Annotated in this window: 18 protein-coding genes and 1 pseudogene; 9 read left to right on the top strand and 10 right to left on the bottom strand. The window is 74.3% G+C overall.

Features of this window, described 5'->3' with window-relative positions:
* The first annotated feature begins 77 nt into the window (after window positions 1-77).
* On the top strand, window positions 78-2516 hold the full coding sequence (locus tag ABEB00_RS07875) for a right-handed parallel beta-helix repeat-containing protein (protein WP_345618298.1): 2439 nt from the start codon (window positions 78-80) through the stop codon (window positions 2514-2516).
* Here the strand turns inward: ABEB00_RS07875 and ABEB00_RS07870 are convergent.
* Window positions 2486-4870: a hypothetical protein gene (locus ABEB00_RS07870; protein WP_425586455.1), complete on the bottom strand. Its 2385-nt coding sequence runs from the start codon at window positions 4868-4870 to the stop codon at window positions 2486-2488. The genes ABEB00_RS07875 and ABEB00_RS07870 overlap by 31 nt on opposite strands.
* A gap of 293 nt (window positions 4871-5163) precedes the next feature.
* Here ABEB00_RS07870 and ABEB00_RS07865 point away from each other — a divergent pair, with 293 nt between their 5' ends.
* Window positions 5164-6009 carry a DeoR/GlpR family DNA-binding transcription regulator gene (locus ABEB00_RS07865; protein WP_345618297.1) on the top strand — a complete coding sequence of 282 codons (846 nt, stop codon included), beginning with the start codon at window positions 5164-5166 and terminating at the stop codon, window positions 6007-6009.
* 29 nt (window positions 6010-6038) lie between these two features.
* On the opposite strand, the gene cds1 is transcribed toward ABEB00_RS07865, so the two are convergent.
* Entirely contained in the window at window positions 6039-7157 is a 1119-nt protein-coding gene (gene cds1, locus ABEB00_RS07860; protein ID WP_345618501.1) for an L-cysteine desulfhydrase Cds1, read from the bottom strand.
* 336 nt (window positions 7158-7493) lie between these two features.
* Between cds1 and ABEB00_RS07855 the strand changes: the two genes are divergently transcribed.
* Window positions 7494-7817, top strand: coding sequence for a hypothetical protein (locus tag ABEB00_RS07855; RefSeq protein ID WP_345618296.1), 324 nt, complete (start codon window positions 7494-7496; stop codon window positions 7815-7817).
* A 183-nt stretch (window positions 7818-8000) separates the two neighbouring features.
* Window positions 8001-8534, top strand: a complete 534-nt coding sequence (locus ABEB00_RS07850; protein ID WP_345618294.1) for an ATP-binding protein — start codon at window positions 8001-8003, stop codon at window positions 8532-8534.
* A 79-nt stretch (window positions 8535-8613) separates the two neighbouring features.
* Here ABEB00_RS07850 and ABEB00_RS07845 read toward each other — a convergent pair whose 3' ends face one another.
* Window positions 8614-9852, bottom strand: coding sequence for an ROK family protein (locus ABEB00_RS07845; RefSeq protein ID WP_345618292.1), 1239 nt, complete (start codon window positions 9850-9852; stop codon window positions 8614-8616).
* Window positions 9853-9888: 36 nt separating this feature from the next.
* Window positions 9889-10635, bottom strand: a complete 747-nt coding sequence (locus tag ABEB00_RS07840) for an alpha-ketoglutarate-dependent dioxygenase AlkB family protein (RefSeq protein WP_345618290.1) — start codon at window positions 10633-10635, stop codon at window positions 9889-9891.
* A gap of 202 nt (window positions 10636-10837) precedes the next feature.
* Here ABEB00_RS07840 and ABEB00_RS07835 point away from each other — a divergent pair, with 202 nt between their 5' ends.
* Window positions 10838-11980 carry a methyltransferase gene (locus tag ABEB00_RS07835; RefSeq protein WP_345618289.1) on the top strand — a complete coding sequence of 381 codons (1143 nt, stop codon included), beginning with the start codon at window positions 10838-10840 and terminating at the stop codon, window positions 11978-11980.
* A 14-nt stretch (window positions 11981-11994) separates the two neighbouring features.
* Here ABEB00_RS07835 and ABEB00_RS07830 read toward each other — a convergent pair whose 3' ends face one another.
* Together ABEB00_RS07830 and ABEB00_RS07825 are read right to left on the bottom strand one after the other, a co-directional pair.
* A complete protein-coding gene (locus ABEB00_RS07830; RefSeq protein ID WP_345618288.1) occupies window positions 11995-12855 on the bottom strand; it encodes a class II fructose-bisphosphate aldolase in 861 nt (286 codons plus the stop codon).
* 99 nt (window positions 12856-12954) lie between these two features.
* Window positions 12955-13836 (bottom strand): SIS domain-containing protein, encoded by an 882-nt coding sequence (locus tag ABEB00_RS07825; RefSeq protein WP_345618286.1) that lies wholly within the window; start codon window positions 13834-13836, stop codon window positions 12955-12957.
* 164 nt (window positions 13837-14000) lie between these two features.
* Between ABEB00_RS07825 and ABEB00_RS07820 the strand changes: the two genes are divergently transcribed.
* The gene (locus ABEB00_RS07820) at window positions 14001-14780 is read left to right on the top strand and encodes a DeoR/GlpR family DNA-binding transcription regulator (protein ID WP_345618284.1); all 780 of its coding nucleotides are present in this window, start codon (window positions 14001-14003) and stop codon (window positions 14778-14780) included.
* 49 nt (window positions 14781-14829) lie between these two features.
* Here the strand turns inward: ABEB00_RS07820 and ABEB00_RS07815 are convergent.
* From ABEB00_RS07815 to ABEB00_RS07805, 3 genes and pseudogenes are all read right to left on the bottom strand, one after another.
* Window positions 14830-14940, bottom strand: a pseudogene (locus ABEB00_RS07815) (cupin); the annotation flags it as partial.
* Between the two features lie 27 nt (window positions 14941-14967).
* A complete protein-coding gene (locus ABEB00_RS07810) occupies window positions 14968-15933 on the bottom strand; it encodes a DUF6807 domain-containing protein (protein WP_345618282.1) in 966 nt (321 codons plus the stop codon).
* Window positions 15930-17045: a Gfo/Idh/MocA family protein gene (locus ABEB00_RS07805; protein WP_345618281.1), complete on the bottom strand. Its 1116-nt coding sequence runs from the start codon at window positions 17043-17045 to the stop codon at window positions 15930-15932. Before ABEB00_RS07805 ends, ABEB00_RS07810 begins: the two co-directional genes overlap by 4 nt.
* A 337-nt stretch (window positions 17046-17382) precedes the next feature.
* Between ABEB00_RS07805 and ABEB00_RS07800 the strand changes: the two genes are divergently transcribed.
* The 3 genes from ABEB00_RS07800 to ABEB00_RS07790 all read left to right on the top strand — a co-directional run bounded on the left by ABEB00_RS07800 (window position 17383) and on the right by ABEB00_RS07790 (window position 20702).
* Window positions 17383-17979 (top strand): Dps family protein, encoded by a 597-nt coding sequence (locus ABEB00_RS07800; protein ID WP_345618280.1) that lies wholly within the window; start codon window positions 17383-17385, stop codon window positions 17977-17979.
* A 222-nt stretch (window positions 17980-18201) separates the two neighbouring features.
* A complete protein-coding gene (locus tag ABEB00_RS07795) occupies window positions 18202-19290 on the top strand; it encodes an ABC-2 transporter permease (RefSeq protein WP_345618278.1) in 1089 nt (362 codons plus the stop codon).
* Window positions 19291-19499: 209 nt separating this feature from the next.
* Window positions 19500-20702: a cysteine desulfurase-like protein gene (locus tag ABEB00_RS07790; RefSeq protein WP_345618276.1), complete on the top strand. Its 1203-nt coding sequence runs from the start codon at window positions 19500-19502 to the stop codon at window positions 20700-20702.
* 133 nt (window positions 20703-20835) lie between these two features.
* Here ABEB00_RS07790 and yicI read toward each other — a convergent pair whose 3' ends face one another.
* On the bottom strand, window positions 20836-23106 hold the full coding sequence (gene yicI / locus ABEB00_RS07785) for an alpha-xylosidase (RefSeq protein ID WP_345618274.1): 2271 nt from the start codon (window positions 23104-23106) through the stop codon (window positions 20836-20838).
* Window positions 23107-23445: the final 339 nt, after the last annotated feature.

Here is a 23445-nt window from a genome sequence, read left to right as displayed (position 1 = left end):
CGGCGGTCCCGCCACCGGCCGGTACGCCCCGACGGCGAACGAGCCATCAGTACGACGAGGTGGGGTACGGCAACACCATGGCACAGGGCACGGTCCAGGTGACGCACACCGGCACGTCGCGGTGGCGGCGCCGCACGGGCGAGTACGCATCTCTCGCCGCCGCCCTGGAGGCCGCGGCCGACGGTGACATGCTCACCATCGCCCCCGGCACCTACCGGGAGAACCTCGTCGTCGAACGCGCGGTCACCCTGCGCGGCCCCGAGGGGGCCCAGGGATCGGTGCGGATCGCCCCCGCGGACGGGGTGCCGCTCACCGTGCGCGCCTCGGCGGTGGTGCAGGACCTGCACGTGGAGGGCCAGGACGCGGCGGCGCCCGCCGTACTGATCGAGGAGGGCGCCCCGGAACTGCTCGACCTGCGGATCGTCACCCGCTCCGCCGCCGGCATCGAGGTGCGCGGCGGCGCCCGGCCGACCGTGCGGCGGTGCGCCGTCGACAACCCGGCGGGCATCGGCATCGCCGTGGTCGACGGCGGGGGCGGGGTGTTCGAGGAGTGCGAGGTGGTCGCGGCCGGGCAGGAGGGCGTGGCGGTGCGCTCCGGCGGCCACCCCCGGCTGGAGCGCTGCCGGGTCCACCACGCCGCGGGCTCCGGGCTGACCGCGACGGGCGAGCACTCCGCGCTGGAGGCCGTGGGCTGCGAGGTCTACGAGGTGCGGGGCAGCGGCGTGCAGGTGACCGGGCGGGCCACCGCCCACCTGACCGACTGCGACGTGCACCGCACCACCGCCGACGGCGTCACCCTCGACACCGACGCCGTGCTCACGCTCGCCGACTGCCGTATCCACGACATCCCGGAGAACGCGGTCGACCTGCGCTCCCGCTCGGTCCTCACCCTGACCCGCACCACGGTGCGCAAGTTCGGGCGCAACGGCCTGTCCGTGTGGGACCCGGGCACCCGCGTCGACGCCAACCAGTGCGAGATCTTCGACAGCACCGGCGACTACCCGGCGGTCTGGGTCAGCGACGGCGCCACCGCGGTCCTCGACTCCTGCCGGGTGCACGACGTGCCGGACGCCCTGTTCGTCCTGGACCGCGGTTCACGCGTGGACGTCGTCGACAGCGACCTGTCCCAGGTGCGCAACACGGCCGTGTCGGTGAGCGACGGGGCCACCGCGCAGCTCGACGACTGCCGCATCCGGGACGCGGCGACCGGCGCCTGGTTCCGGGACCACGGCAGCGGCGGCACCCTGAACAACTGCACCGTGGACAACACCCGCACCGGCGTGATCGTCACCAAGGGCGCCGACCCCACCGTCGAGCGCTGCACGGTCGACTCCCCCGCCGAGGCCGGGTTCTACGTGTCGGCGGGCGGCCGCGGCTCCTTCCTGAGCTGCCGGGTCACGGGCAGCGGCGGCTACGGCTTCCATGTGATCGACGGCTGCCGCACCACGTTGCGGAAGTGCCGCACGGAGCGGTGCGCGCGCGGCGGTTACGAGTTCGCGGACGCCGGGGCGGAGCCGGGCGCCGACGGGGGCCCCGTGGTCGAGGACTGCACCAGCGACGAGAGCGCGAGCCCCCGGCCGGCCGCCGCCGCGCAGCCGGCCGTGCAGACGGCGGGCGCCGCCCCGGGCCTGCTGGGCTCGATCCCCGGTCAGCGCAGCACCGAGCAGGAACCCGTGGTGGCGGCCGGCCGGCCCGCGCCGCCGGTGCGCAGCTCCGGCGACGTCCTCGGTGAACTGGACGCCCTGGTGGGCCTGGACAGCGTCAAGCGCGAGGTGCGCGCCCTGACCGACATGATCGAGGTGGGCCGGCGCCGGCAGGAGGCCGGTCTGAAGGCCGCGTCGGTCAAGCGCCATCTGGTCTTCACCGGCTCCCCGGGCACCGGCAAGACGACGGTGGCCCGCCTGTACGGCGAGATCCTCGCCTCGCTCGGCGTCCTGGAGAAGGGCCACCTGGTCGAGGTGTCCCGGGTGGACCTGGTCGGCGAGCACATCGGCTCCACGGCGATCCGCACCCAGGAGGCGTTCGAGAAGGCGCGCGGCGGTGTGCTCTTCATCGACGAGGCGTACGCCCTCTCCCCCGAGGACTCGGGCCGCGACTTCGGCAAGGAGGCCATCGACACGCTCGTGAAGCTGATGGAGGACCACCGGCAGGCGGTCGTGGTGATCGTCGCGGGTTACACCGCCGAGATGGAGCGGTTCCTGTCCGCCAACCCCGGGGTGGCGTCCCGCTTCTCGCGGACCATCACCTTCGGCGACTACGGCCCCGGGGAACTGCTGCGGATCGTGGAGCAGCAGGCCGACGAGCACGAGTACCGGCTGGCGCCGGGGGCGGCCGAGGCGCTGCTGACGTACTTCACCGACCTGCCCAAGGGTCCGGCGTTCGGCAACGGCCGTACCGCGCGCCAGACGTTCGAGGCGATGGTGGAGCGGCACGCGAGCCGGGTCGCCCAGGTGAGCGACCCCAGCACGGACGACCTGACCCTGCTCTACGCCGAGGACCTGCCGCCGCAGCCGTGAGGTCCGCCGTCGGCGCCCGGTACCGGTCCGCAGGCCGGGCGGGGCCCGGGCAGGTCCGGGCGGAGCCGGGCGAGGAGGCGCCGGCGTTCCTCGGCGAAGGCCGGGTCGGCCTGGTAGTCGGAGTGTCCGAGGATCGGCGCGGGCAGCGGGTGCAGGGCGGTACGGCCGTACGCCAGCGGGTCCTTCAGCGCCTCGCGGTCCACCTCGGGTCCGCAGTCCCCGGGCAGGCGTACGGGGCCGCCGATGGGGTCGGTGGCCCGGTGCAGGTTGCGCCAGCAGTCGACCTCCCGGTGCAGGCCGGCGAGGGCGGCCGGTCCGAAGTGGGCCGGGAACCAGCGGCCGTAGAGGCGTTCCAGCGGGGAGCCGTAGGTGAGCAGGGCGACCCTCGCGCGGACGGACGGTTCGAGCTGCCAGGCCGCCGCGGCGGCGAGGACGCTGCCCTGGGAGTGTCCGGAGAGGACCAGCCGGCCGCCGGTGGCGCGGGTCCAGGTGGCCATGCGCCAGGTGAGGTCGGGGACCGCGCGTTCGGCGTAGCAGGGCGGCGCGAAGGGGTGGGCGGCGCGCGGCCAGAAGGTGCCGACGTCCCAGAGGATGCCGATGGTGCGCCGGGCAGCGGGGTCCTTGTAGGCCCGCCTGCCCCAGGTGACGAACAGTATGAAGCCGACGCCTATCAGCCAGGAGCCGAGGGCCTGGGCGGTGCGGGCCGCGCCCTGCACGACCGCGTAGGTGCCGTCGGCGGCGGCGGCCGGGGTCCGGTCGGTGGCGAGGGCGCCGGCCAGGGCGGCCGCGCCCAGCAGGAAGGTCGCCGTCGAGGTGAGGGCGAGCAGGAGCGGGGCCCGGTCGGTGAGCCGGGCCGCCGCGCGGGCGGTCGCGATGCGCCGGGTGCGGGCCGGGTCGCCGGCGTCCCCGGGCTGGTCGCCCGTCACGTCGGCGCGTTCGGCGCGGGCCCGCAGGAGGGTGTGCCGGACCAGGACGGCGCAGAGCGCCAGGACGACGAGGAGCAGCGGCGGGATCACGGAGGCCTGCCAGGTCAGCAGGACGGGGGGACCGGCGAGGAAGGTCCCGGTGCCGTCCAGCCAGTCCGAGACCCGCTGGGCGACGCCGCCGGACATCACTCCGCCCAGGGCGCAGGCCAGCATGGCGACGGCGGGCCCGCCCAGCCCCCGCATCGCGGCCCGCGGGTCGGGAGCGGTGCGGTGCAGCAGGTGCGCGGCGACGGCGAGGGCGATCACGAGCAGCCCCTGCGCCAGGGCGAGCCCGCTGAAGGCGGTGTTCCCCGGCAGTCCGCCGGCCGAGACCCACTGCGGGCGGGCCCAGCCGGCGTAGAGCAGGGCGCCCGCGAACAGGGTGCCGGCGGTGAGCGGCAGCCGCTGGACGAGCCGCCGGTCGACTGCGCGGTCCAGGCGGTGTTCGCCGCGGCCCCGGCGGCAGACCACGACGGTCACGGCGACGGCCGCGGCGATCAGGGCGGCCTCCAGCAGCCGTCCCGTCACCTCCAGCGCGGCGGGGCCGCCGGGACGCCGGTCGAAGCGGGCGGCCGGCACCGTGACCGCGGCGGCGACGGTGAGCAGCCCGGCGGCGGTGTGCGCGGCCCGCAGCCGGGCCACCAGGCGGCGGCCGTACCAGAATCCGGGCCGGCCGAGGGCGGTGCGGGCGGGGTCCTCCTCGGGTGCGGCGGCGCGGTCCATCGGCTGCTGGGACTCGTAGGCCCGCCAGGTGCGCAGGGAGAGGTACCAGAGCAGGCCGGTGAGGGCGGCGGGCACCGCGGCGGCGAGAGCCAGCCGGCGGCCGGGCGCGCTCCACCAGCCGGCGCCGGAGCCGGCCGGGGAGAGGAAACCCAGCCAGGTGTGGCGGCCGACGCACGCCTCGGTGCCCGCGCACTGCCAGGCCGCCAGGTCAAGGGCGACCTCGCAGGCCGCGGCGGTCAGCAGCACGGTCAGGGTCAGTCCGGCGAGCCGGACCAGCATGCCGTACAGGCGTACCGTCCGGTCCCGGCCCGGGGTGGCGGGCCGCATCCAGTGGGCGAGGTTGACCACCATGAACGGCAGGAGCAGCAGCCACAGGGCGCGAGTGCCGTTGCCGGAGGTGAGGTTGCACCAGACGTACGCCTCGGGCACCGGCTCACCGCGCCGCTCCCCGGGGCGTGATTCGGCGTCGACGTCGTCGGCGCGGCGGAAGACGGCCGCGGTGTCGTCGCCGGTGATCCGTACCGTGCGCGGATCGTCGAGCATCTGCTCCGGTGTCGTCCCGCCCACTCCGTGCACCAGGAGTTCCAGGGCCGTCCCCTCGCCCCCGGACGCCGGGGCGGTGTCTCCCGTACCGCCCCGGGCTCCGCGTTCCTTGGCCTGTTCCACTGTTCGACACTTCCCCTGTGACGCGCCGTCGGCTGTGTGGTGCGGGCACCAGGATCTCCGCTCGGCGGGCGGCGCACACCGGTGCGCACGGAATCTCCCCGAACCGTGTGACGGAAGACCGGGACGAGGCCCACGAGGTCTGTGTGACATGTGCGCGACGGGATGGCGGTGGCGCGCCCGGTGAGGGGGCGTGCGAGGATGGGACGTCGGCGCACCGGTGCGGGAGACCTCCTCGTCACAGCGTGCGCGGCGGGCGTGTCGGGCGGTGGGACGGCGAGAGGACCGGAGCGTACGTGAGCGAGAATCAGAACCTCCTCGCGGAGCAGCGGCGGGCCCTGATCCTCGACGAGGTACGGCGCCGGGGCGGTGTCCGGGTCAACGAGCTGACCCGGAAGCTCGGTGTGTCGGACATGACGGTCCGCCGGGACCTCGACGCGCTGGCCCGGCAGGGTGTGCTGGAGAAGGTGCACGGCGGCGCGGTGCCGGTGGTCGAGGCGAGTACGCACGAACCCGGCTTCGAGGCCAAGTCGGGTCTGGAGCCGACCGCCAAGGAGGACATCGCGCGGGCCGCGGCGGAACTGGTCCCGCCGGGTGCCGCGATCGCGCTGTCGGGCGGCACGACGACGTACGCGCTGGCGCACCGGCTGGTCGACGTGCCGGAGCTGACCGTGGTGACGAACTCGGTGCGGGTGGCCGACGTCTTCCACGCGGCGCAGCGCACCTCGGGCGCGCGGCCGGGAGCGGCGACGGTGGTGCTGACCGGCGGGGTGCGCACCCCGTCCGACTCGCTGGTGGGCCCGGTGGCCGACCAGGCGATCGCGGCGCTCCACTTCGACGTGCTCTTCCTGGGCGTGCACGGCATATCGGTCGAGGCCGGGCTGTCGACGCCGAATCTCGCGGAGGCCGAGACCAACCGGCGGCTCGTGCAGTCGGCGCGGCGGGTGGTGGTGGTCGCCGACCACACCAAGTGGGGCGTGGTGGGCCTGAGTTCGTTCGCGGCGCTGGAGCAGGTGGACACGCTGGTGACCGACGGCGGGCTGCCCGGCGAGGTGCGCGCCGAGGCCGCCGAGCATGTGCGGGTGGTCGTGGCGGGCGATTCCCCGGCGGACGCCGACGAGGACGGACCGGCGTCCGGCTGACACCGGCCGCCGACCGGCCGCCGGTCGCGTCAGCCGGGCCAGACCCCGGTGTGCAGCAGGGACTCTATGGCCGCGGTGTACGGCGTGATGTCCAGGCCCTGTCCGGCCAGCCAGGCGTCGGAGTAGTACTTGTCCAGGTAGCGGTCGCCCGGGTCGCACAGCAGGGTCACCACGCTGCCGCGGCGGCCCTCGGCCACCATCTCGGCGACGATCTTCAGCGCGCTCCACAGGCCGGTGCCGGTGGAGCCGCCGGCCTTGCGGCCGATGACCTGTTCCAGGGCCCGCACGGCGGCGACGCTCGCCGCGTCGGGCACCTTCATCATCCGGTCGATCGCGCCGGGCACGAAGCTGGGTTCCATCCGGGGGCGGCCGATGCCCTCGATACGGGAGCCGCAGTCGCAGGTGACGTCCGGGTCGCCGGTGGTCCAGCCGTCGAAGAAGCAGGAGTTCTCCGGGTCGGCGACGCAGAGGCGGGTGTCGTACTGCATGTAGTGCACATAGCGCGCGAGCGTCGCCGAGGTGCCGCCGGTGCCCGCGGTGGCGACGATCCACGCCGGTTCCGGGAACCGCTCCAGGCGGAGCTGACGGAAGATCGACTCGGCGATGTTGTTGTTGCCCCGCCAGTCCGTGGCGCGCTCGGCGTAGGTGAACTGGTCCATGTAGTGACCGTCGGTCTCGGCCGCGAGACGGGCGGACTCCTGGTACATCTTCCGGGAGTCGTCGACGAAGTGACAGCGCCCGCCGTGGAATTCGATCAGGCGGATCTTCTCCGCGCTCGTCGTGCGCGGCATGACGGCGATGAAGGGGACGCCGATCAGCTTGGCGAAGTACGCCTCGGAGACGGCCGTCGAGCCGCTGGACGCCTCGATCACCGGGCGGCCCGGCCGGATCCAGCCGTTGCAGAGGCCGTAGAGGAACAGCGAGCGGGCCAGCCGGTGTTTGAGGCTTCCGGTCGGGTGGGTCGACTCGTCCTTGAGGTACAGGTCGATCTCCCACGGCTCGGGCAGCGGGAACCTCAGCAGATGGGTGTCGGCCGAGCGGTTGGCGTCGGCCTGCACCTTGCGGACGGCCTCTTTCAGCCAGGCGCGGTATCCGGTGTCGCTGCGGTCGACGTCCTGTGTCGCGACGGCGGGGTGGGGCGGGGGCATGGTCACGGTGGGGCTCCTCACGGCTGCGCGCCGACGGCGCGTCGGGGCGCTTCGCCTGCCTCGATCATAAGCACCCGGCGCACGCTTCTCACCTGCATAAACATGTCTTTGGGCTGCTCCAAGCACGCCCTGGGGGCGAGCAGGGGGGCACATGGGGGCGCACGCGTGGGAGTGCTCCGTGCACCGGAGCGAGGGGGCCGCGCGTACTGGTGCTCGAAGCCGGGGGCGGGCAGACTTCAGCAGGTGGTTCGCAGAGGGCGACGCGGACACCTGCCGCATCAGGACACGAGCCGGCAGCGGCCCCGCGGGGGCCTGGACGCACGAGAGGGCGGTGGCATGGCGGAGCCGGAGTTCACGGCCACAGGGGTGCGGATAGACCAGCGCCTGCGGTCGCTCACCCGGGCCGGGCAGGTCCGGATCAGCGGCGGCAGGCTGGAGCTGCTCACCAGTTACGGCAGCGAGATCGACAGCGCGCCGGTGCGGTCGGTGCGCGCTTTCAGGCCCCGGTTCGCCGCGGCGGGCCGGGCCCTGGCCGAGCTGGGCGGCAGGCGGTACGTGCTGACCCTGGGCGAGCGGGACCCGGCCCCGGGGGAACCGGGTCCTCCCGCGGCACGCCGTTTCATCGAGGCGGTGCGCAGGGCGGCGGGGCACAGCGCCTGAGATGCCCGTGACTTGCGGTGCCCCACCCCTTGCGTCACGCTGGTCCCACGTCACTCTGGGTTTATCGGCGCTTACGCTGCGAACCAGCCCGCCGACCATGAAGGCAGGCGGTCCCGTGTGGCCGGTGCCTGCCGGATCCGTACTCCGTGTTCTTCCGGACCTCTATGCCGGGGAGTCACAGCCGTGATCAGTCACCCAAGCAGGCACTGCACGGTGGAGCTCCAAGCCCTGCCGTCGCGGATCGGCCAGGTCCGCAGAATCGTATCTGCGCAATTGCGCTACTGGCACCTCGATCCCCTGATCGACCGGGCCGCGCTCGGCGTGACGGAGTTGTTGACCAACGTCCATCTGCATGCCCGTCCCGACAAGACCTGCGCCGTGGAGATCGAACTGCTGCCCGACCGCCTGACCGTCTCGGTGCGCGACCAGGACCCGCGGCTGCCCGTGGTGGACGACGCCGAACCCCTCGCGACCTGCGGACGCGGCCTCGCCATGGTCGCCGCGATGAGCGAGAGCTGGGGCGCCCGGCCGGACGGCGCGTCCGGCAAGGTCGTCTGGTTCACGCTCCCCGTCCCGCCGTCGGTGCCGTCCTCGTCCGCGCGTCCGCCGCGACGCGTGGTGGAGGAGGTGGCCGCCGGCGCGTTCGTCGCCGTGGGGCCCGCGGACGGCCTGCGCGGGTCGCACCCCGCTCCCGCCCGGTCGGCCGTTGCCGGCTGACCGGGCGGTGACCCTCTCGCGCGACCCCCGCTGAACAGGTCCTCGGTCCGGTCCGGCGGGCCGGCCCGCCGGGCACGGCCTAACCGAGTGCCGCCAGCGGGTCGTCGAGGACCGGCTGCCAGGCCAGTTCGGCCGCGCCGACCAGGCTGTTGTGGTCCAGGGTGCAGGGCAGGATGGGCACACCGCCGCTCTGGCCCCACAGGCACCGGTCGGCGACGACCGCGCGCAGCCGCTCGGGGTCGGCGTCCAGGAGGGTGCGGTGCAGTCCGCCGAGGATGATGCGGTCGGGGTTGAGGATGTTCACCAGCCCGGCGAGGCCGAGGCCGAGGCGGTCCAGGAGCGCCTCGGTGGCGGCGCGCACGGCCGGGTCGGCGTAGTGGTCGCGGACCAGGTCGACGGAGTGCTGGAGCGGGGAGACCTCGGGGCCCGGCTCGCGGCCGGCCGCGGTGAGGAAGGCCAGCGGGTCGGTCTCCACGTCCAGGCAGCCGCGGCTGCCGCAGTGGCAGGGCCGGCCCGCGGGATTGACGGTGAGGTGGCCGACCTCCAGGGCGAGTCCGGAACTCCCCGAGTGCAGACGGCCGTCCAGGACCAGGGCGCCGCCGACGCCCCGGTGGCCGGTGGCGACGCACAGCAGGTCCCGGGCGCCGCGGCCGGCGCCGTGCCGGTGTTCGGCGAGGGCGGCGAGGTTCACGTCGTTCGCGGCGAACGCCGGTCCGTCGAGGCCGGCGGCGCGCACCCGCTCGGCGAAGATCTCCCGGACGGGGGCGCCCGCGGGCCAGGCCAGGTGCAGCGGGTTCAGTGCCAGTCCCTGCGGTTCGGCCACCGCGGACGGCACCGCGAGCCCGGCGCCGACGCAGCGCCGTCCGGTACGGCGCAGCAGGTCGGCGCCCGCCTCGACGACCGAGCCGAGCACCTTCGCCGGGTCGGCGTCCACGACCTCGCAGCCGGGCGCGGTGGCGACGATCCGGCCGCCGAGCCCGACCAGCGCCGCCCGGAACCCGTCGGTGTGGATCTGCGCGGCGAGGGCGACGGGACCGTCGTCGGCGACCGCGAGGCGGTGCGAGGGCCGGCCCTGCGAACCGGCCGCCGCGCCCGGCCGGGCGTCCACCCGGATCAGGCCCAGCGCCTCCAGTTCGGCGGCGACCGCGCCGGCCGTCGCCCGGGTCACACCGAGTTCGGCGGTGAGCACGGCCCGGGTCGGAGCGCGTCCGGTGTGCACCAGCTCCAGCGCGGGGCCGAGCGCCGAGCGCCCCCGCTCCAGCCGCGCCTTGTGGGTGGTTTCTTCCCCCGCCCGCCGGGGGTCCGCCATGCCGCTCATGAGGGGGAGTCTCCCATGGTCGCCGCCCGGCGCGGCCTACAGGCCGCCGGCCCTGAGCGTGATGTTCAGGCGCCCGGTGAGACCCAACTCCGGGGGTGCGGTGCCCGGGTGCACGCGGGGCACCCCGTGGTACGCGAGGCGCGCGGGACCGCCGAAGACGAACAGGTCGCCGCTGCGCAGCTCGACGTCGGTCCAGGGCCGGGTACGGGTGCCGGTGTTGCCGAATCGGAAGACACAGGTGTCGCCGAGGCTCAGGGAGACCACCGGCGCGTCCGCCCGCTCGTCGCCGTCGCGGTGCATGCCCATCCGGGCGTCGGCACCGTAGAAGTTGATCAGCCCGATGTCGTACGGCGGCGGCGCCCCGGCTCCGTGCGGGCCGGCTCCGCACGCGTCGGCTCCGTACGCGTCGGTCACCGCGCGGTGGGCCAGGTCACCGAGGAGCGGCGGGAAGGGCTTGACGGGGGCGCCGTCGCCGTCGACGGCGGTACGGGAGTAGGCGTACGGGTACTGGTGCGGGCCGGGGCACGCCGGGTTGTCGCGGACGGCGCGGCCGCAGGCCGGGCAGGCGGGGACCGGTCCCCAGTGCAGGCCCAGGCAGACCTGCCGGGCGGTCATCGTGCCCCCGCCGGGGGTGCGGACCGTACGCAGGCCCGCGGGCGGGCGGGCCCAGCGCCGGCAGGCGTCCAGCAGCTCGCGCTGGAGCGCGGCGTCCAGCCAGTCCGGCAGGTGCACGGCGCCGGGCGCGATCTCGGCGCGCTCCCTCGGGAACAGCTCGGCGTCCATGCCTCCCATCGTGCCGCACGTGCCGGGCCCCGCTCCCCACCGGGCCGTCCGCCCCAGCCTTCCGCCGCCCCGGACCTTCCGCCCCACCGGGCTTGAGCTGCGGGACAGCCCTTAGCCTGGACGCACGATGGACGACCCTTTGACGAGCGCAGACGACCAGACGCCGAGCGCGGACACCCGCCTGCCGGCCACAGCCGACCGAATGACGACCGCATGGGGCGAGCCGGTGCTGACCCGGTTCCCCGAGGACCCGCGCGACCTGCTGCGCGCCTGGGACGCCTCCGACGAGTACCTGCTCGCGCATCTCGCCGAGGAGCGGGTGCCGCTGGCCGGGACGGTCGTGGTGGTCGGTGACCGCTGGGGCGCGCTGGTGACGGCCCTCGCGGCGCACCGCCCGACGCAAGTCACCGACTCGTACCTCACCCAGGAGGCGACCCGGGCCAATCTGGCGCGGGCCGGCGTGCCGTCCGACGCGGTGCGGCTGCTGACCACCCAGGACCCGCCGCCCGAGCGGATCGACGTGCTGCTGGTGCGGGTGCCCAAGAGCCTGGCGCTGCTGGAGGACCAGTTGGCGCGGCTGGCGCCCTCGGTCCACGAGGGCACGGTGGTGGTCGGCACGGGAATGGTGAAGGAGATCCACACTTCGACGCTGGCGCTCTTCGAGCGGATCCTCGGCCCGACCCGGACCTCCCTCGCGCGGAAGAAGGCCCGGCTGATCTTCTGCGCGCCGGACCCGTCGCTGGAGCGGACCGCCAGTCCGTGGCCGCTCGCATACCGGCTCCCCGAGGGCATCGGCGCCGCCTCGGGCCACACCGTCGTCAACCACGCCGGCATCTTCTGCGCCGACCGGCTGGACATCGGCACCCGGTTCTTCCTGAAGCATCTGCCGCAGGCCGCCGCCGGGGGCGGCGAGCGCCGGGTGGTGGACCTCGGCTGCGGCAACGGCGTGGTCGGCACGGCGGTGGCCCTGGCCGACCCCGGCGCCGAGGTGCTGTTCACCGACGAGTCCTTCCAGGCGGTGGCCTCGGCGGCGGCGACGTACCGGGCGAGCGGGGCAGCGGGGCGGGCGGAGTTCCTGGTCGGCGACGGGCCGGCCGGGGTGGCGGACGGCAGCGTCGACCTGGTCCTGAGCAACCCGCCGTTCCACTCCCACCAGGCGACCACCGACACCACGGCCCGGCAGATGTTCGCCGGGGCGCGGCGGGCGCTGCGGCCGGGCGGCGAACTGTGGGTGGTCGGCAACCGGCACCTGACGTACCACGTCACGCTGCGCCGCCTGTTCGGCAACTGCCGCACGGTGGCGGGCGATCCGAAGTTCGTCGTGCTCAGGGCCGTCAAGCGGTAGCCCGGCCGGCCCGGTCAGGCAGGTGGCCCGCCGACCACCCCCATCAGGTCGGCCACCGTCCGGGCCATGGCGCGGCGGCCCACCGTGAGGTAGGCGCGCGAGTCGACCGCCTCCGGGTGCGCGGCGAGGAACCGGCGGATCGCGCCGGTCATGGCGGCGTTGAGCGCGGTGCCGATGTTGACCTTGGCGATGCCGCCCGCGACCGCCTCGGTCAGTTCGCCGTCGGCGAGGCCGGAGGAGCCGTGCAGGACGAGCGGCACGTCGAGTGCGCCCGACAGTTCCTTCAGCAGGTCGTGATCGAGGGCGGCGGTGCGGGTCGTCATCGCGTGCACGCTGCCGACGGCGACGGCCAGGGCGTCCACCCCCGAGTCGGCGACGAAGGCGCGGGCCTCGGCGGGGTCGGTGCGGGCGCCCGGCGCGTGGGCGTCCAGCGGCGCCCGGCCGTCCTTCCCGCCCACCTCGCCCAGCTCCGCCTCGATGAACAGGCCCTGGGCGTGCGCCCAGTGGGCGGCGGCGCGGGTCGCGGCGAGGTTCTCGGCGTAGGGCAGCCGGGAGGCGTCGTACATGACGGAGCTGAAACCGGCACTCGCGGCCTGTCGCAGCAGGGCGTCGCCTTGTACGTGGTCGAGGTGGAGGGCGACGGGCACGGCGGCGTGTTCGGCGGCGGCCACCGCGGCGCGGGCGAGGGGCAGCAGCCGTCCGTGGCGGAACTTCACCGCGTTCTCGCTGACCTGGAGGACGACGGGGGCGCCGGCGGTCTCGGCGCCGGAGACGACCGCCTCGATGTGTTCCAGGGTGATGACGTTGAACGCGGCGACCGCGCGGCGGGCCGCGACGGCCCGGGCGACCAGGTCACCGGTGGTGGCGAGGGGCACGGCTGGTCCCTTTCCGGCGTCAGGGGCGAGTCGGGGAGCGGGTCGGGGAGCGACTCGGGGGGGGCGGGTCGGGGCGGCTCAGGGGGCGGGTCGGGCGGCTCAGGGGGCGAGGATCACCGAGCGGGTGAGGTGGCGGGGCCGGTCCGGGTCCAGGCCCCGGGCGGCGGCCACCGCGACCGCGAGCCGCTGGGCGCGGACCAGTTCGGCGAGCGGGTCGAGCGGGCTCGCCACCCACCGTCCGCCGGTGGCGCGGACCTGGTCGGCCAGCCCCGCGGGCGGCTCGCCGAGCATCCAGGCCGCCGTGTCGCGGGTCGTGATGCTGATCGGGCCGTGCCGGTACTCCATCGCCGGGTAGGACTCGGTCCAGGACTGCGACGCCTCGCGCAGCTTCAGTGCCGCCTCGTGGGCGAGGCCGACGGTCCAGCCGCGGCCGAGGAAGGTGAACTGGGCGCACTCCACGAGCCCTTCGGGCAGGTCGCCGGCGAGCGCGGTACGGGCGTCGGCGACGGCCCGCTCGGTGGGCAGCCCGAAGTGGGCGCGGAGCAGGGTGAGGGCGGTGGTGGCGAACCGGGTCTGGACCACCGAGCGTTCGTCGGCGAAGTCCAGGACCGCCAGGTCGTCGGCGGTGTCCGCCACGGGTGTGGCCGGGTCGGCGGTGATCGCGGTGGTGCGGGTACGGCCGCGCAGCCGGCCGAGCAGTTCCAGTACTTCGGTGGTGGTGCCGGAGCGGGTGAGGGCGACGACGCGGTCGTAGCGGCGGCCGGGCGGGAACTCGGAGGCGGCGAAGGCGTCCGTCTCGCCCTGTCCGGCGTCCTCGCGCAGGGCGGCGGCCGACCGGGCCATGAAGTACGAGGTGCCGCAGCCGACGATCGCGACCCGCTCCCCCGCCCGCGGCAGCGCGCTCCCCGCTTCCCGCGCCTGGTCCGCGGCGCGCGTCCAGCACTCCGGCTGGGTGCCGAGTTCTTCCTCGACGTGTGACATGACCACACCCTCCCCTGTCCGACCACCCGCCCACGACTGCTCGTTGCTGCAAGATATAGCGAGCTTTCGAGCACAATCAAGCATTCGGCGCGAGATCATCCGGCGAACGAGGGTGCGTTAGGGTCGCCGAGGGACTTGAGGAACCGGGAAACGGAGGGGGGCGCATGTCGCGCGACGCCCGCTGGAAGACGCTGCTGGACCTGCTCGTCGAGCGCGGCCGGCTGGACGTCGAGGAGGCGGCGGCCGAGCTGGAGGTGTCGGCGGCGACCATCCGCCGGGACCTCGACCAGCTCGCCGAGCAGCAGATGCTCGTGCGCACGCGCGGCGGCGCGGTCGTCCACGGGGTCTCGTACGAACTGCCGCTGCGCTACAAGACGGCCCGGCGCGCCTCGGAGAAGCAGCGCATCGCGCGGGCGGTCGCCCGCCTGGTGGCGCCCGGTGAGGCGGTGGGCCTGACCGGCGGGACCACCACCACCGAGGTGGCGCGCGCGCTGGCCGTGCGCCCCGATCTCGCCTCGGGCGCCCCCGCGCTCACCGTCGTCACCAACGCGCTGAACATCGCCAACGAGCTGGCCGTCCGGCCCCAGTTCAAGATCGTGGTGACCGGCGGGGTGGCGCGGGCCCAGTCCTACGAGCTGATCGGTCCGCTCGCGGACGGCGTGCTCGGGCAGATCACGCTGGACGTCGCCGTGCTGGGCGTGGTCGCCTTCGACGTGGCGCACGGCGCCGCGGCCCACGACGAGGCGGAGGCCGCGATCAACCGGCTGCTGTGCGAGCGCGCCGAGCGGGTGGTGGTGGCCGCCGACTCCACCAAGCTGGGCCGCCGGGCCTTCGCCCGGATCTGCGCGACCGGGGCGGTGGACACCCTGGTCACGGACGCCGCCGCCGACGCGGAGGCGGTGCGGCGCTTCGAGGAGGCCGGGGTCACGGTCGTCGCGGTCTGATCTCCGTGTCCTCGGGCCGGAAGGCACCGGCGGGCCGCGGCGCGGGCCCTCACGGTGGTTCGTACGGTGCCGTCGTGCCCGGCAGCACGTGTGCGTCCCGGCGGCCGCACATGCCGTAGCCGCCGAGCCGGGCGGGAGCGGCCCGGTACGCGGTCGCCTCGTCGCGCCGGCCCGGCACCTTCTCCCGTCACCACGGCAGTCCTTCCAGGTGGGCGGCGACACGGCCGGGGTCCCAGGCGCCGTCGGCGATCACGAGCCGGTAGCGGTAGCCGAAGGACTCCCCCGGGGCGAGCGCGAACTCCTCGAAGAACGCCCAGGAGAAGGCCACGCTCGGGATCGGTTCGGTGCGCACGAACCAGTGCGAGGGGTGTACGGCGGACCTCTCGTCGAGGTTCTCGGGCGCGTGCGCGAAGACGAGGGTGGAGTGGGCGTCGACGTCGTCGTGCTCGGCGGTGAAGGCGAGCCACGGCCCCTGGGTACCCATCAGCGCCCCGGCCCCCCTCCCCGGTCCTGTCCCCGGTTCCGCCCCCGGTCCCGCCCCGGTGTCCGGGGTGAAGGCGGTGCCGCCGGTGAAGTCGCGGGGGCCGCGCCACTGGAGGCCGGTGTAGCCGGCCGCCTCCCGGCCGGCGGTGGTCGGTGAGCCGAAGACCAGCGGCAGGTCGCGGGTGTTGGTCAGCCGGATCGACCAGTCCAGGGCCCAGGCGCCGGCCCGCTGGTCGACCGAGTGGACGGTCAGCCCGCGCTCCTCGCGGGCCCACTCGGCGCCGCCGTTCTCGACCCAGGTGAGGTGTTCGGTGAGCGCGAACCGGTCGTCCCCGACCTCGAATCCGCCGAAACGGTCGTGCCGCATCGAGCCGATGCGCCCGGGCAGCGCCAGATAGCCCTCGCCGTGGACGTAGCTGTTGCCGCCCCAGAAGTTCTGGCCGGAGAGGTGGCTGGCCGTCATCTGGACGCCCTTGTGCCAGCGGTGGTCGCTGGGGCGGTAGCCGGTCACCGTGCGCCCGGCCAGCGTGCGCACCGGGTGGGCGTACGGCTTGCGGGACTCGAAGGGATCGGGGTCGGGGCGGTAGACGTACCGCAGGATCTCGGTGCCGTTCGCGGCGGTGACGGCGATGTCCTCGCCGTGCGTGTGGGTGACGCGCAGGGTGCTCACGGGTGCTCCTCGGGGGCCCAGTCGGGGTGGTCGCCGTGCATCGACGCGTAGAAGGGGTCGCCGGGGCCGATCTCGCCCGCGTGGACCGGCCGGCCGGTGAACGCCGCCTTGTAGAGGGCGGCGGCGAACTCCAGGGTGGCGCGGGCCCCGGCACCGCTGCCCGGTGGCCGCAGGCCGGCGTCCCAGGCGTCGAGGACCTCGCCGAGCTGGGCCGTGTGGGAGCTGGGCACGTCGACGGCGGGGGTGCGCCAGGCGGCGGCACGCGCGGGATCGACATGCCGGGCGGGGGTGTACGTCCAGTCCTCGTTGCGGTGGCCGTACAGGTGCGTCAGCTCCACCGTCGCGTCGGCGCAGTCGACCCGGATCCGGCTCACCTCCTCGGGCGAGAGGACGCTGTTGACGACGGTGGCGAGGGCACCGCCGGCGAACCGCACCAGCGCGGTGGAGACGTCCTCGCTCTCGGTGTCGTGGACCAGCCGCGCCGCCATGGCCCGGACCTCGGCCCACGGACCCAGCAGATGCAGCAGCAGGTCGTACTGGTGGATGCCGTGGCCCATGGTGGGGCCGCCGCCCTCGGTGGCCCAGCGTCCGCGCCAGGGCACGCCGTAGTAGGCGGCGTCGCGGTGCCAGGTGGTCTGGCAGTGGGCGACCAGCGGGGTGCCCAGCTCGCCGCGCGCGATCAGTTCGCGGGCGTGTGCGGCGCCGGAGCCGTAGCGGTGCTGGAAGACCACGGAGGCGTACGCCCCGGACGCCTCCTCGGCCGCCGCGATGTCGTCGTACTCGGCGAGCGAGAGGCAGAGCGGCTTCTCGCACAGCACCCAGGCGCCCGCCTTGAGCGCGGCCACCGCCTGCTCCCGGTGGAGCGACGGCGGCGCGCCGATGAGGACCAGGTCGGGGCGGACCGCGTCCAGCATCGCCTCCGTCGACGCGTGACCGGCGACGTCCCCGCCGGCCTCGGCCCGGAAGGCGTCGAGCCGGGCCGGGTCCACGTCCACCGCGGCGACCAGCTCGACCCGGTCGGCGTGGGCTCTCAGCGCGGGCAGATGACTTCCGGCGACGATGGCACCGGTGCCGACGACGGCGACGCGGCGACGGGCGGGAGGCGGGGGCATGCGGTCCTCCTCGGACACTGACGAACAGCACGGCGGCGCGGACACGGAAGACGGAGGACAGCAGGCAGAAAGCGCTTGCACACTTGATCGACTCTAGGGTGCGGACTCTCGGCCGGACAACCCCCCGCCCGCCCCGGCCCGTGACCCCGCCCACGGCTCCGCCCCCGACTGTGCCGGAGAAAGGCGCCGAGGGGGCGTTCCGAGGGAACGTGTGCCTCGCTCGCACCGCAGCGTTTGCGGCCCCCGTGCCCTGCTGGTCGACTGGCGCAGGGAGCCGAGGCCGGTCGCGTAGGGCACCGGCACTCCCCTTCAGCTCCCCCGTGGAAGGAGTCCAGGCGTGAGCACCGATCCGAGGTCGACGGCACCCGCTCGCAACACCGACGGCAGCCAGCCGTGGCTGCACCAGCAGGGCCGGATCATCCAGGAGTTCGGCACCGTCAAGCAGTTCCCCGTGGCCCTGTCCATGGAGGCCCGCCTCTACTCCTGCCAGCGGATCAACAAGATCCTGGCGGACACGCGCATCCTGCACGACCTGTACAAGAAGCACCACTGGCTCATGCGCGGGGCGACGTTCTACCAGTTGCATCTGCTGATGGACAAGCACGCGGGCGAGCAGCTCGCGCTGATCGACACGCTGGCCGAGCGCGTGCAGACCCTCGGCGGCGTCGCGCTCGGCGACCCGCGCCACGTCGCGGAGATCACCACGGTCCCGCGCCCGCCGGACGGGGTGGAGGAGGTGCCGGTGATGCTGTCGCGGCTGCTGGAGGCGCACGAGCTGATCCTCATCGAGTGCCACGACGCCGCCGCCCGCACGCAGGAGATGGGCGACGACGGGACCAACGACGTCCTGGTCTCGGACGCCATCCGCACCAACGAACTCCAGGCGTGGTTCCTGGCGGAGCACCTCGTGGACACGCCGTTGGTACGGGTCTGAGCAGCCCGGTCCGTACGGGCCCGCCCGCCCGCGCGGACAGCCGGGTCCGTACGGGCCCGCCCGGGCGCGAGCGGCGCGTCCGGGCAGGGCGCGCTCGTTTCCGGACGCCGTCCCCTCCGGGCAGCGCCGGCCTGATCCGCCGGAGCGGCCCCGGGGCCGGTCCGACACCTCCCCGCCTGCCGCGTGACGCCTGGCAGACAACAGGTCCTAGCGAGGACGAACGTGCACGAGACTGACGAGACGGCCCCCGGCGGTCAGAGCCCGCCCCCGGCGCCGCCGGAGACCACCTGGGCCAGGTTCCGGAAGGGGCCGTGGTGGCCGGCGTGCGTGCTGGTGCTGATTCTGGCGGCGGCGGCCGGCCTGTTCGCGGGGTCCTACACGTACACCATGGCCAACCCCACGCCGCGCAACGTGCCGACGGCCGTCGTCGGCGGCTACGACCAGGCACGCGGCAACGCGTTCCTGACCGGCCTCGGAAAGGCGCTGGACGCCTCGGTGCGGGTGCACACCTACGACTCGCGGGCCGCCGCCCTGGGAGCCGTCGAGAACCAGTCCGTCTTCGCCATCTTCGAACTGCGCGACGAAGGGCGGCGCGTGGTGCTCGACGTGTCGTCGGCCTCGGGCTCCTCGGTCGCCGAACTGCTGGAGCAGGCGGCACCGGCCGTGGGCAAGGAGACCGGGGTGGCGGTGACCGTCCGGGACGTCAACCCCCTCCAGGACGGCGACCCGCGCGGTCTGGCGATCTTCTACATCTCGCTCGCGGCGGTGATCATCGGTTTCGTCGGCGCGATCCAGCTCAGTGTGCACGCGCGGGGGCTGACCCCGATGGAGCGGATCGCCTTCACGGTCGCGTACTCGCTGCTCGGCGGTTTCGCCATCGCGGCGATCGTGGACTGGCTGCTCGGCGCGCTCGACCTGCCCTTCGTGGAGTCCTGGCTCATCCTGGCGCTCACGATGTTCGCCAGCGGCATGACCTTCACCATGTTCAACACCCTGTTCGGACGCTGGGCCATGCTGCCGACCTGGGGGGTCATGATCCTGCTGGGCAACCCCTCCTCCGGCGGGGCGGTCTCCTGGCCGCTGCTGCCGTCCGCGCTGGGCGTGATCGGGCAGTGGCTGCCGCCGGGCGCCTCGGTGAACGCGCAGCACACGGCGGTGTACTTCGCGGGGCACCAGCACGTGTTCCCGTTCCTGGTACTGGCGGGCTGGGCGCTGGTGTCCTGCGCGGTGTTCTGGACGTGGCGGCACCGGCACCCCGGCGGCCGGGACAAGAAGCCGCCGGAGCTGGCGCCGGACGCCGCGGCGGCCTGAGGGCTCGCGCCGCCAGGAGCACCGTTCGGCCGCCGGGGGCCTCTGTCCTGGGCCCCACGGGGCTGCGATCATGTGACCGGAGTCGGCAGGTGCGGCTCGGGGCGCGGCCCGGCCGCGCCCCGTACCCGCCGCGGGGCCGCACGGCCCCACGCCCACCCGGAGATCCTGCCCGGACCGCCCGCCCCGCCCCACCCACCTGGAGTCCGCCCATGGCCCTCGACGTCGCCGCGATACGTACGCGCGTGCCCGCCCTGAAGTCCGGTACCGCGCGGTTCGACGCGCCGGGTGGCACGCAGACCCCGCAGCCGGTGATCGACGCGATCGCGGCGGCGCTGACCGACCCGCTCGCCAACCGGGGGCGGAACACCGAGGGCGAACGCAACGCGGACCGGATCGTCACCGAGGCCCGCTCGGCACTGGCCGACCTCCTCGGCACCACACCCAAGACCGTGGTCTTCGGGCGCAGCGCCACCCAGCTCGGCTACGACCTGTCCCGGACGCTGGCCAAAGGGTGGGGACCGGGTGACGAGGTGGTGGTCACGCGGCTGGACCACGACGCGAACATCCGCCCGTGGACGCAGGCGGCCGAATCGGCCGGCGCGACCGTGCGGTGGGCCGACTTCGACCCGGCCACGGGCGAACTGCGGCCCGAGCACCTCGAAGCGGTCCTGAGCCCCCGCACCCGGCTGGTCGCGGTCACCGCCGCGTCCAACCTGATCGGCACCATGCCCGACCTGCCGGCCCTCGCCGCCCTGGCCCACGCGGCCGGGGCGCTGTTCCACGTCGACGCGGTGCACTACGCCTCGCACGCGGTGGTGGACCTGGCCGCGCTCGGCGCCGACACGCTGGTCTGCTCCCCGTACAAGTTCCTCGGCCCGCACCTGGGCGTGCTGACCGGCCGCGCGGACCTGCTGGAGTCGCTCCACCCGGACAAGCTCCTGCCGTCCGCCGACACGGTCCCCGAACGCTTCGAACTGGGAACCTTGCCTTACGAGTTGCTGGCGGGGACGCGGGCGGCGGTCGACTTCCTCGCCGGGCTGGAACCGGCGGCGCGCGGCACCCGCCGGGAACGGCTCACCGCCTCCTTCGCCGCGCTGGAGACGCACGAGGAGGCGCTGCGCGCCCGACTGGAGCGGGGGCTCGCGGAGCGGGACGGCATCACCGTGCACTCCCGGGCCGGGCGACGCACACCGACGCTGCTGTTCACGGTCGCGGGCCGGCGCCCGGCCGAGGTCTCCCGCCACCTGGCCGAGCAGGGCGTGGCCGCCCCCGCCGGATCGTTCTACGCCGTGGAGACGTCCCGCCGGCTCGGCCTCGCCGACGAGGGCGGCGTACGGATCGGGCTCGCTCCCTACAGCAGCGCGGAGGACGCCGACCGGCTGCTGACGGCGCTGGACACGCTCGGCGGTTGAGCGGGGACGTCGCGAAGACGCGGGAAGCGCGTCGGCCAGGGAGCACGGAGCCCGAGCGGGCTCTTGGCGACCGCGGCCGGGGGCACGCGTCCCGTCCCCCGGGTCGCTCTCCCCGGCCTCCCGCCCCAGCCGCTCAGCCCAGCCGCACCGTCACCTCGCCGCTTCCCTCGGCGCTCTCCCCGCCCGGCACCCGGACCGTGAACGGCCGGTCCGTGCCCTCGGCGGTGACTTTGAGCAGGTCGCCGTCGCGGCGTGCCCGGAACGTCGCGGCCGGGGCGCCCGTCAGGTCGGGCACGGTGACCGCCGCGGTGTACCGCGGCGAGGAGGTGGGGTGGACGAGCAGCGTGGGCGCGTCCAGCCAGTCGCCGTCGGGACGCCGGTCGTCGGCGCCCAGCGGCAGGAGGGCGCCTTCGCGGACGTACAGCGGGAGGCTGTCGAAGCCGTGGTGCTCGGTGCGCCAGACCGGGCCGGTGACCCGCTCGCCGGTCAGGAGGTGGGTCCAGGTGCCCGCGGGGAGGTAGACCTCCACCTCGCCGTCCTCGGTGAAGACCGGGGCGACGAGCAGGTCGGAGCCGAGCATGTACTGACGGTCCACCGGGCGGCACGCCGGGTCCTCGGGGAACTCCAGGACCATCGGGCGCATCACCGGGACGCCGGTGCGGTGGGCCTCGGCGGAGGCGCCGTACAGGTAGGGCATCAGCCGGTGCTTGAGCAGGGTGAAGCGGCGGGCGACCTCGACCGCCTCCTCGCCGAACTCCCACGGCACCCGGTACGAGGAGGAGCCGTGCAGGCGGCTGTGCGAGGAGAGCAGGCCGAAGGCGAGCCAGCGCTTGAAGACGGCCGGGTCGGGGGTGCCCTCGAAGCCGCCGATGTCGTGGCTCCAGAAGCCGAAACCGCTCAGTGACAGGGAGAGGCCGCCGCGCAGGGACTCGGACATGGCGCCGAAGGAGGACCAGCAGTCGCCGCCCCAGTGCACCGGGTACTGCTGGCCGCCCGCGGTCGCGGAGCGGGCGAAGAGCACCGCCTCGCCCTGTCCGCGCTCCTTCTCCAGGAGTTCGAAGACGGTCCGGTTGTACAGGTGGGCGTAGTAGTTGTGCATCCGCTCGGGGTCGGAGCCGTCGTGCCAGACCACGTCGGTGGGGATGCGCTCGCCGAAGTCGGTCTTGAAGGAGTCGACGCCCTGGTCGAGCAGCGGCTTGAGCTTGCTCTGGAACCAGGCGCGGGCCTCGGCGCTGGTGAAGTCGACCAGCCCCATGCCGGCCTGCCACAGGTCCCACTGCCAGACGTCACCGGCCGGCGTGCGCACCAGGTGCCCGAGTTGCGCGGCCTCGTCGAAGAGCGGCGACTTCTGCGCGATGTAGGGGTTGATCCAGGCGCTGATCCGCAGTCCCTTCTCCTTGAGGCGGGCGAGCATGCCCTCGGGGTCGGGGAAGACGTCCGGGTCCCACTCGAAGTCGCACCACTGGTACTCGCGCATCCAGAAGCAGTCGAAGTGGAAGACGGAGAGCGGGATGCCGCGCTCGGCCATGCCGTCGACGAACGACATCACGGTCTGCTCGTCGTAGGAGGTGGTGAAGGACGTGGTCAGCCAGAGGCCGAAGGACCAGGCCGGGGGGAGCGCCGGCCGGCCGGTGAGGGCCGTGTACCGGGACAGGACGTCCTTCGGGGTGGGGCCCGCGACGACGAAGTACTCCAGCGTCTGGTCCTCGACGCTGAACTGCACCTGCCCGACCGACTCCGAGCCGACCTCGAAGGAGACGGCGCCGGGGTGGTTGACGAAGACGCCGTAGCCGCGCGAGGAGAGGTAGAACGGGACGTTCTTGTACGCCTGCTCGCTGCTGGTGCCGCCGTCGGCCTGCCAGACGTCGACGACCTGGCCGTTCTTGACGAACGGGGTGAAGCGCTCGCCGAGGCCGTAGACCTGCTCGCCGACACCGAGGCCGAGCCGGGTGAGCATGTGGTGGGCGCCCTCGCCGGTGGTGGCGTACGCGGTGCTCTTGGCGTCGGCCCGGGTCAGCTCCCGTCCGCCCGCGTCGCGGAAGGAGAGGGTCCAGGGGCCGGAGCGGTCCAGGCACAGGGTGAGCGGGCCGCTGGTCAGTTCGGTGACGCTGCCGTCCTGGCGCACCTCGCCGGCGTCGTCCACCGCGCCGGGGAGCGCGAAGTCGGGTCCGGGGTGCCGCCGGCCCGCGTGGTGGGTGACCCGGACGCCGATGACGCCCTCGGCCGGGGAGAAGCAATCGACCGTGAGCAGCGGCGCGTTGAGCGTGTCACCCCTGCGCGTCACCTTCTTCACGGCGGCATGGGCGGTGAAGCGCTTCGACTGGGTACGGACATCGCGTACGTCAGTGGCGTAGGCGATGTCCACACCCTCGCGGACGAGCCAGAAGCCGTCGGTGAACTTCATGATCTTCCTTGGTGGGGCGAAGGCGGTCGGAGGGCAGGCTGAGCGTCTCTGGAGCATTTTGATCGTACACAAAACAAATCCGGCCCGGCAGGTCCCCGAGCAGGCTTTCTCCGTGCTGAACTGGCCTGATTACCGACAAGAGCAGCCTCCTCACGCCTCGGAGTGGAGAGTCCGACACCCTTGGGGGCTAGCGCGAAACATGCTGCGTGACGTATTAGTCATCCCATCAAACAAAAACCGTCCGGCCCGGGAGCCGGGCGGTACGACAGCAAGGGCCGCACGATGTCGAAGCGCTTCAACCCCACTCCCGAGGACAGGTTCACGTTCGGTCTGTGGACC

It is taken from the genome of Streptomyces ziwulingensis (genome assembly GCF_039542605.1).
Classification (GTDB): Bacteria; Actinomycetota; Actinomycetes; order Streptomycetales; family Streptomycetaceae; genus Streptomyces; species Streptomyces ziwulingensis.
The sequence above is the reverse complement of the archived record's forward strand: the minus strand, read 5'-3'. Positions and strand labels throughout refer to the sequence as shown.

Bases quoted from the DNA above. Each gene is read 5' to 3' on its own strand.
- ABEB00_RS07825 (WP_345618286.1), bottom strand. From the start codon at position 13,836: ATGTCACACGTCGAGGAAGAACTCGGCACCCAGCCGGAGTGCTGGACG.
- ABEB00_RS07790 (WP_345618276.1), top strand. From the start codon at position 19,500: ATGGCCCTCGACGTCGCCGCGATACGTACGCGCGTGCCCGCCCTGAAG.
- ABEB00_RS07820 (WP_345618284.1), top strand. From the start codon at position 14,001: ATGTCGCGCGACGCCCGCTGGAAGACGCTGCTGGACCTGCTCGTCGAG.
- ABEB00_RS07805 (WP_345618281.1), bottom strand. From the start codon at position 17,045: ATGCCCCCGCCTCCCGCCCGTCGCCGCGTCGCCGTCGTCGGCACCGGT.
- ABEB00_RS07845 (WP_345618292.1), bottom strand. From the start codon at position 9,852: ATGAGCGGCATGGCGGACCCCCGGCGGGCGGGGGAAGAAACCACCCAC.
- ABEB00_RS07840 (WP_345618290.1), bottom strand. From the start codon at position 10,635: ATGGACGCCGAGCTGTTCCCGAGGGAGCGCGCCGAGATCGCGCCCGGC.
- ABEB00_RS07855 (WP_345618296.1), top strand. From the start codon at position 7,494: ATGGCGGAGCCGGAGTTCACGGCCACAGGGGTGCGGATAGACCAGCGC.
- ABEB00_RS07835 (WP_345618289.1), top strand. From the start codon at position 10,838: ATGACGACCGCATGGGGCGAGCCGGTGCTGACCCGGTTCCCCGAGGAC.
- cds1 (WP_345618501.1), bottom strand. From the start codon at position 7,157: ATGCCCCCGCCCCACCCCGCCGTCGCGACACAGGACGTCGACCGCAGC.
- ABEB00_RS07875 (WP_345618298.1), top strand. From the start codon at position 78: ATGGCACAGGGCACGGTCCAGGTGACGCACACCGGCACGTCGCGGTGG.
- yicI (WP_345618274.1), bottom strand. From the start codon at position 23,106: ATGAAGTTCACCGACGGCTTCTGGCTCGTCCGCGAGGGTGTGGACATC.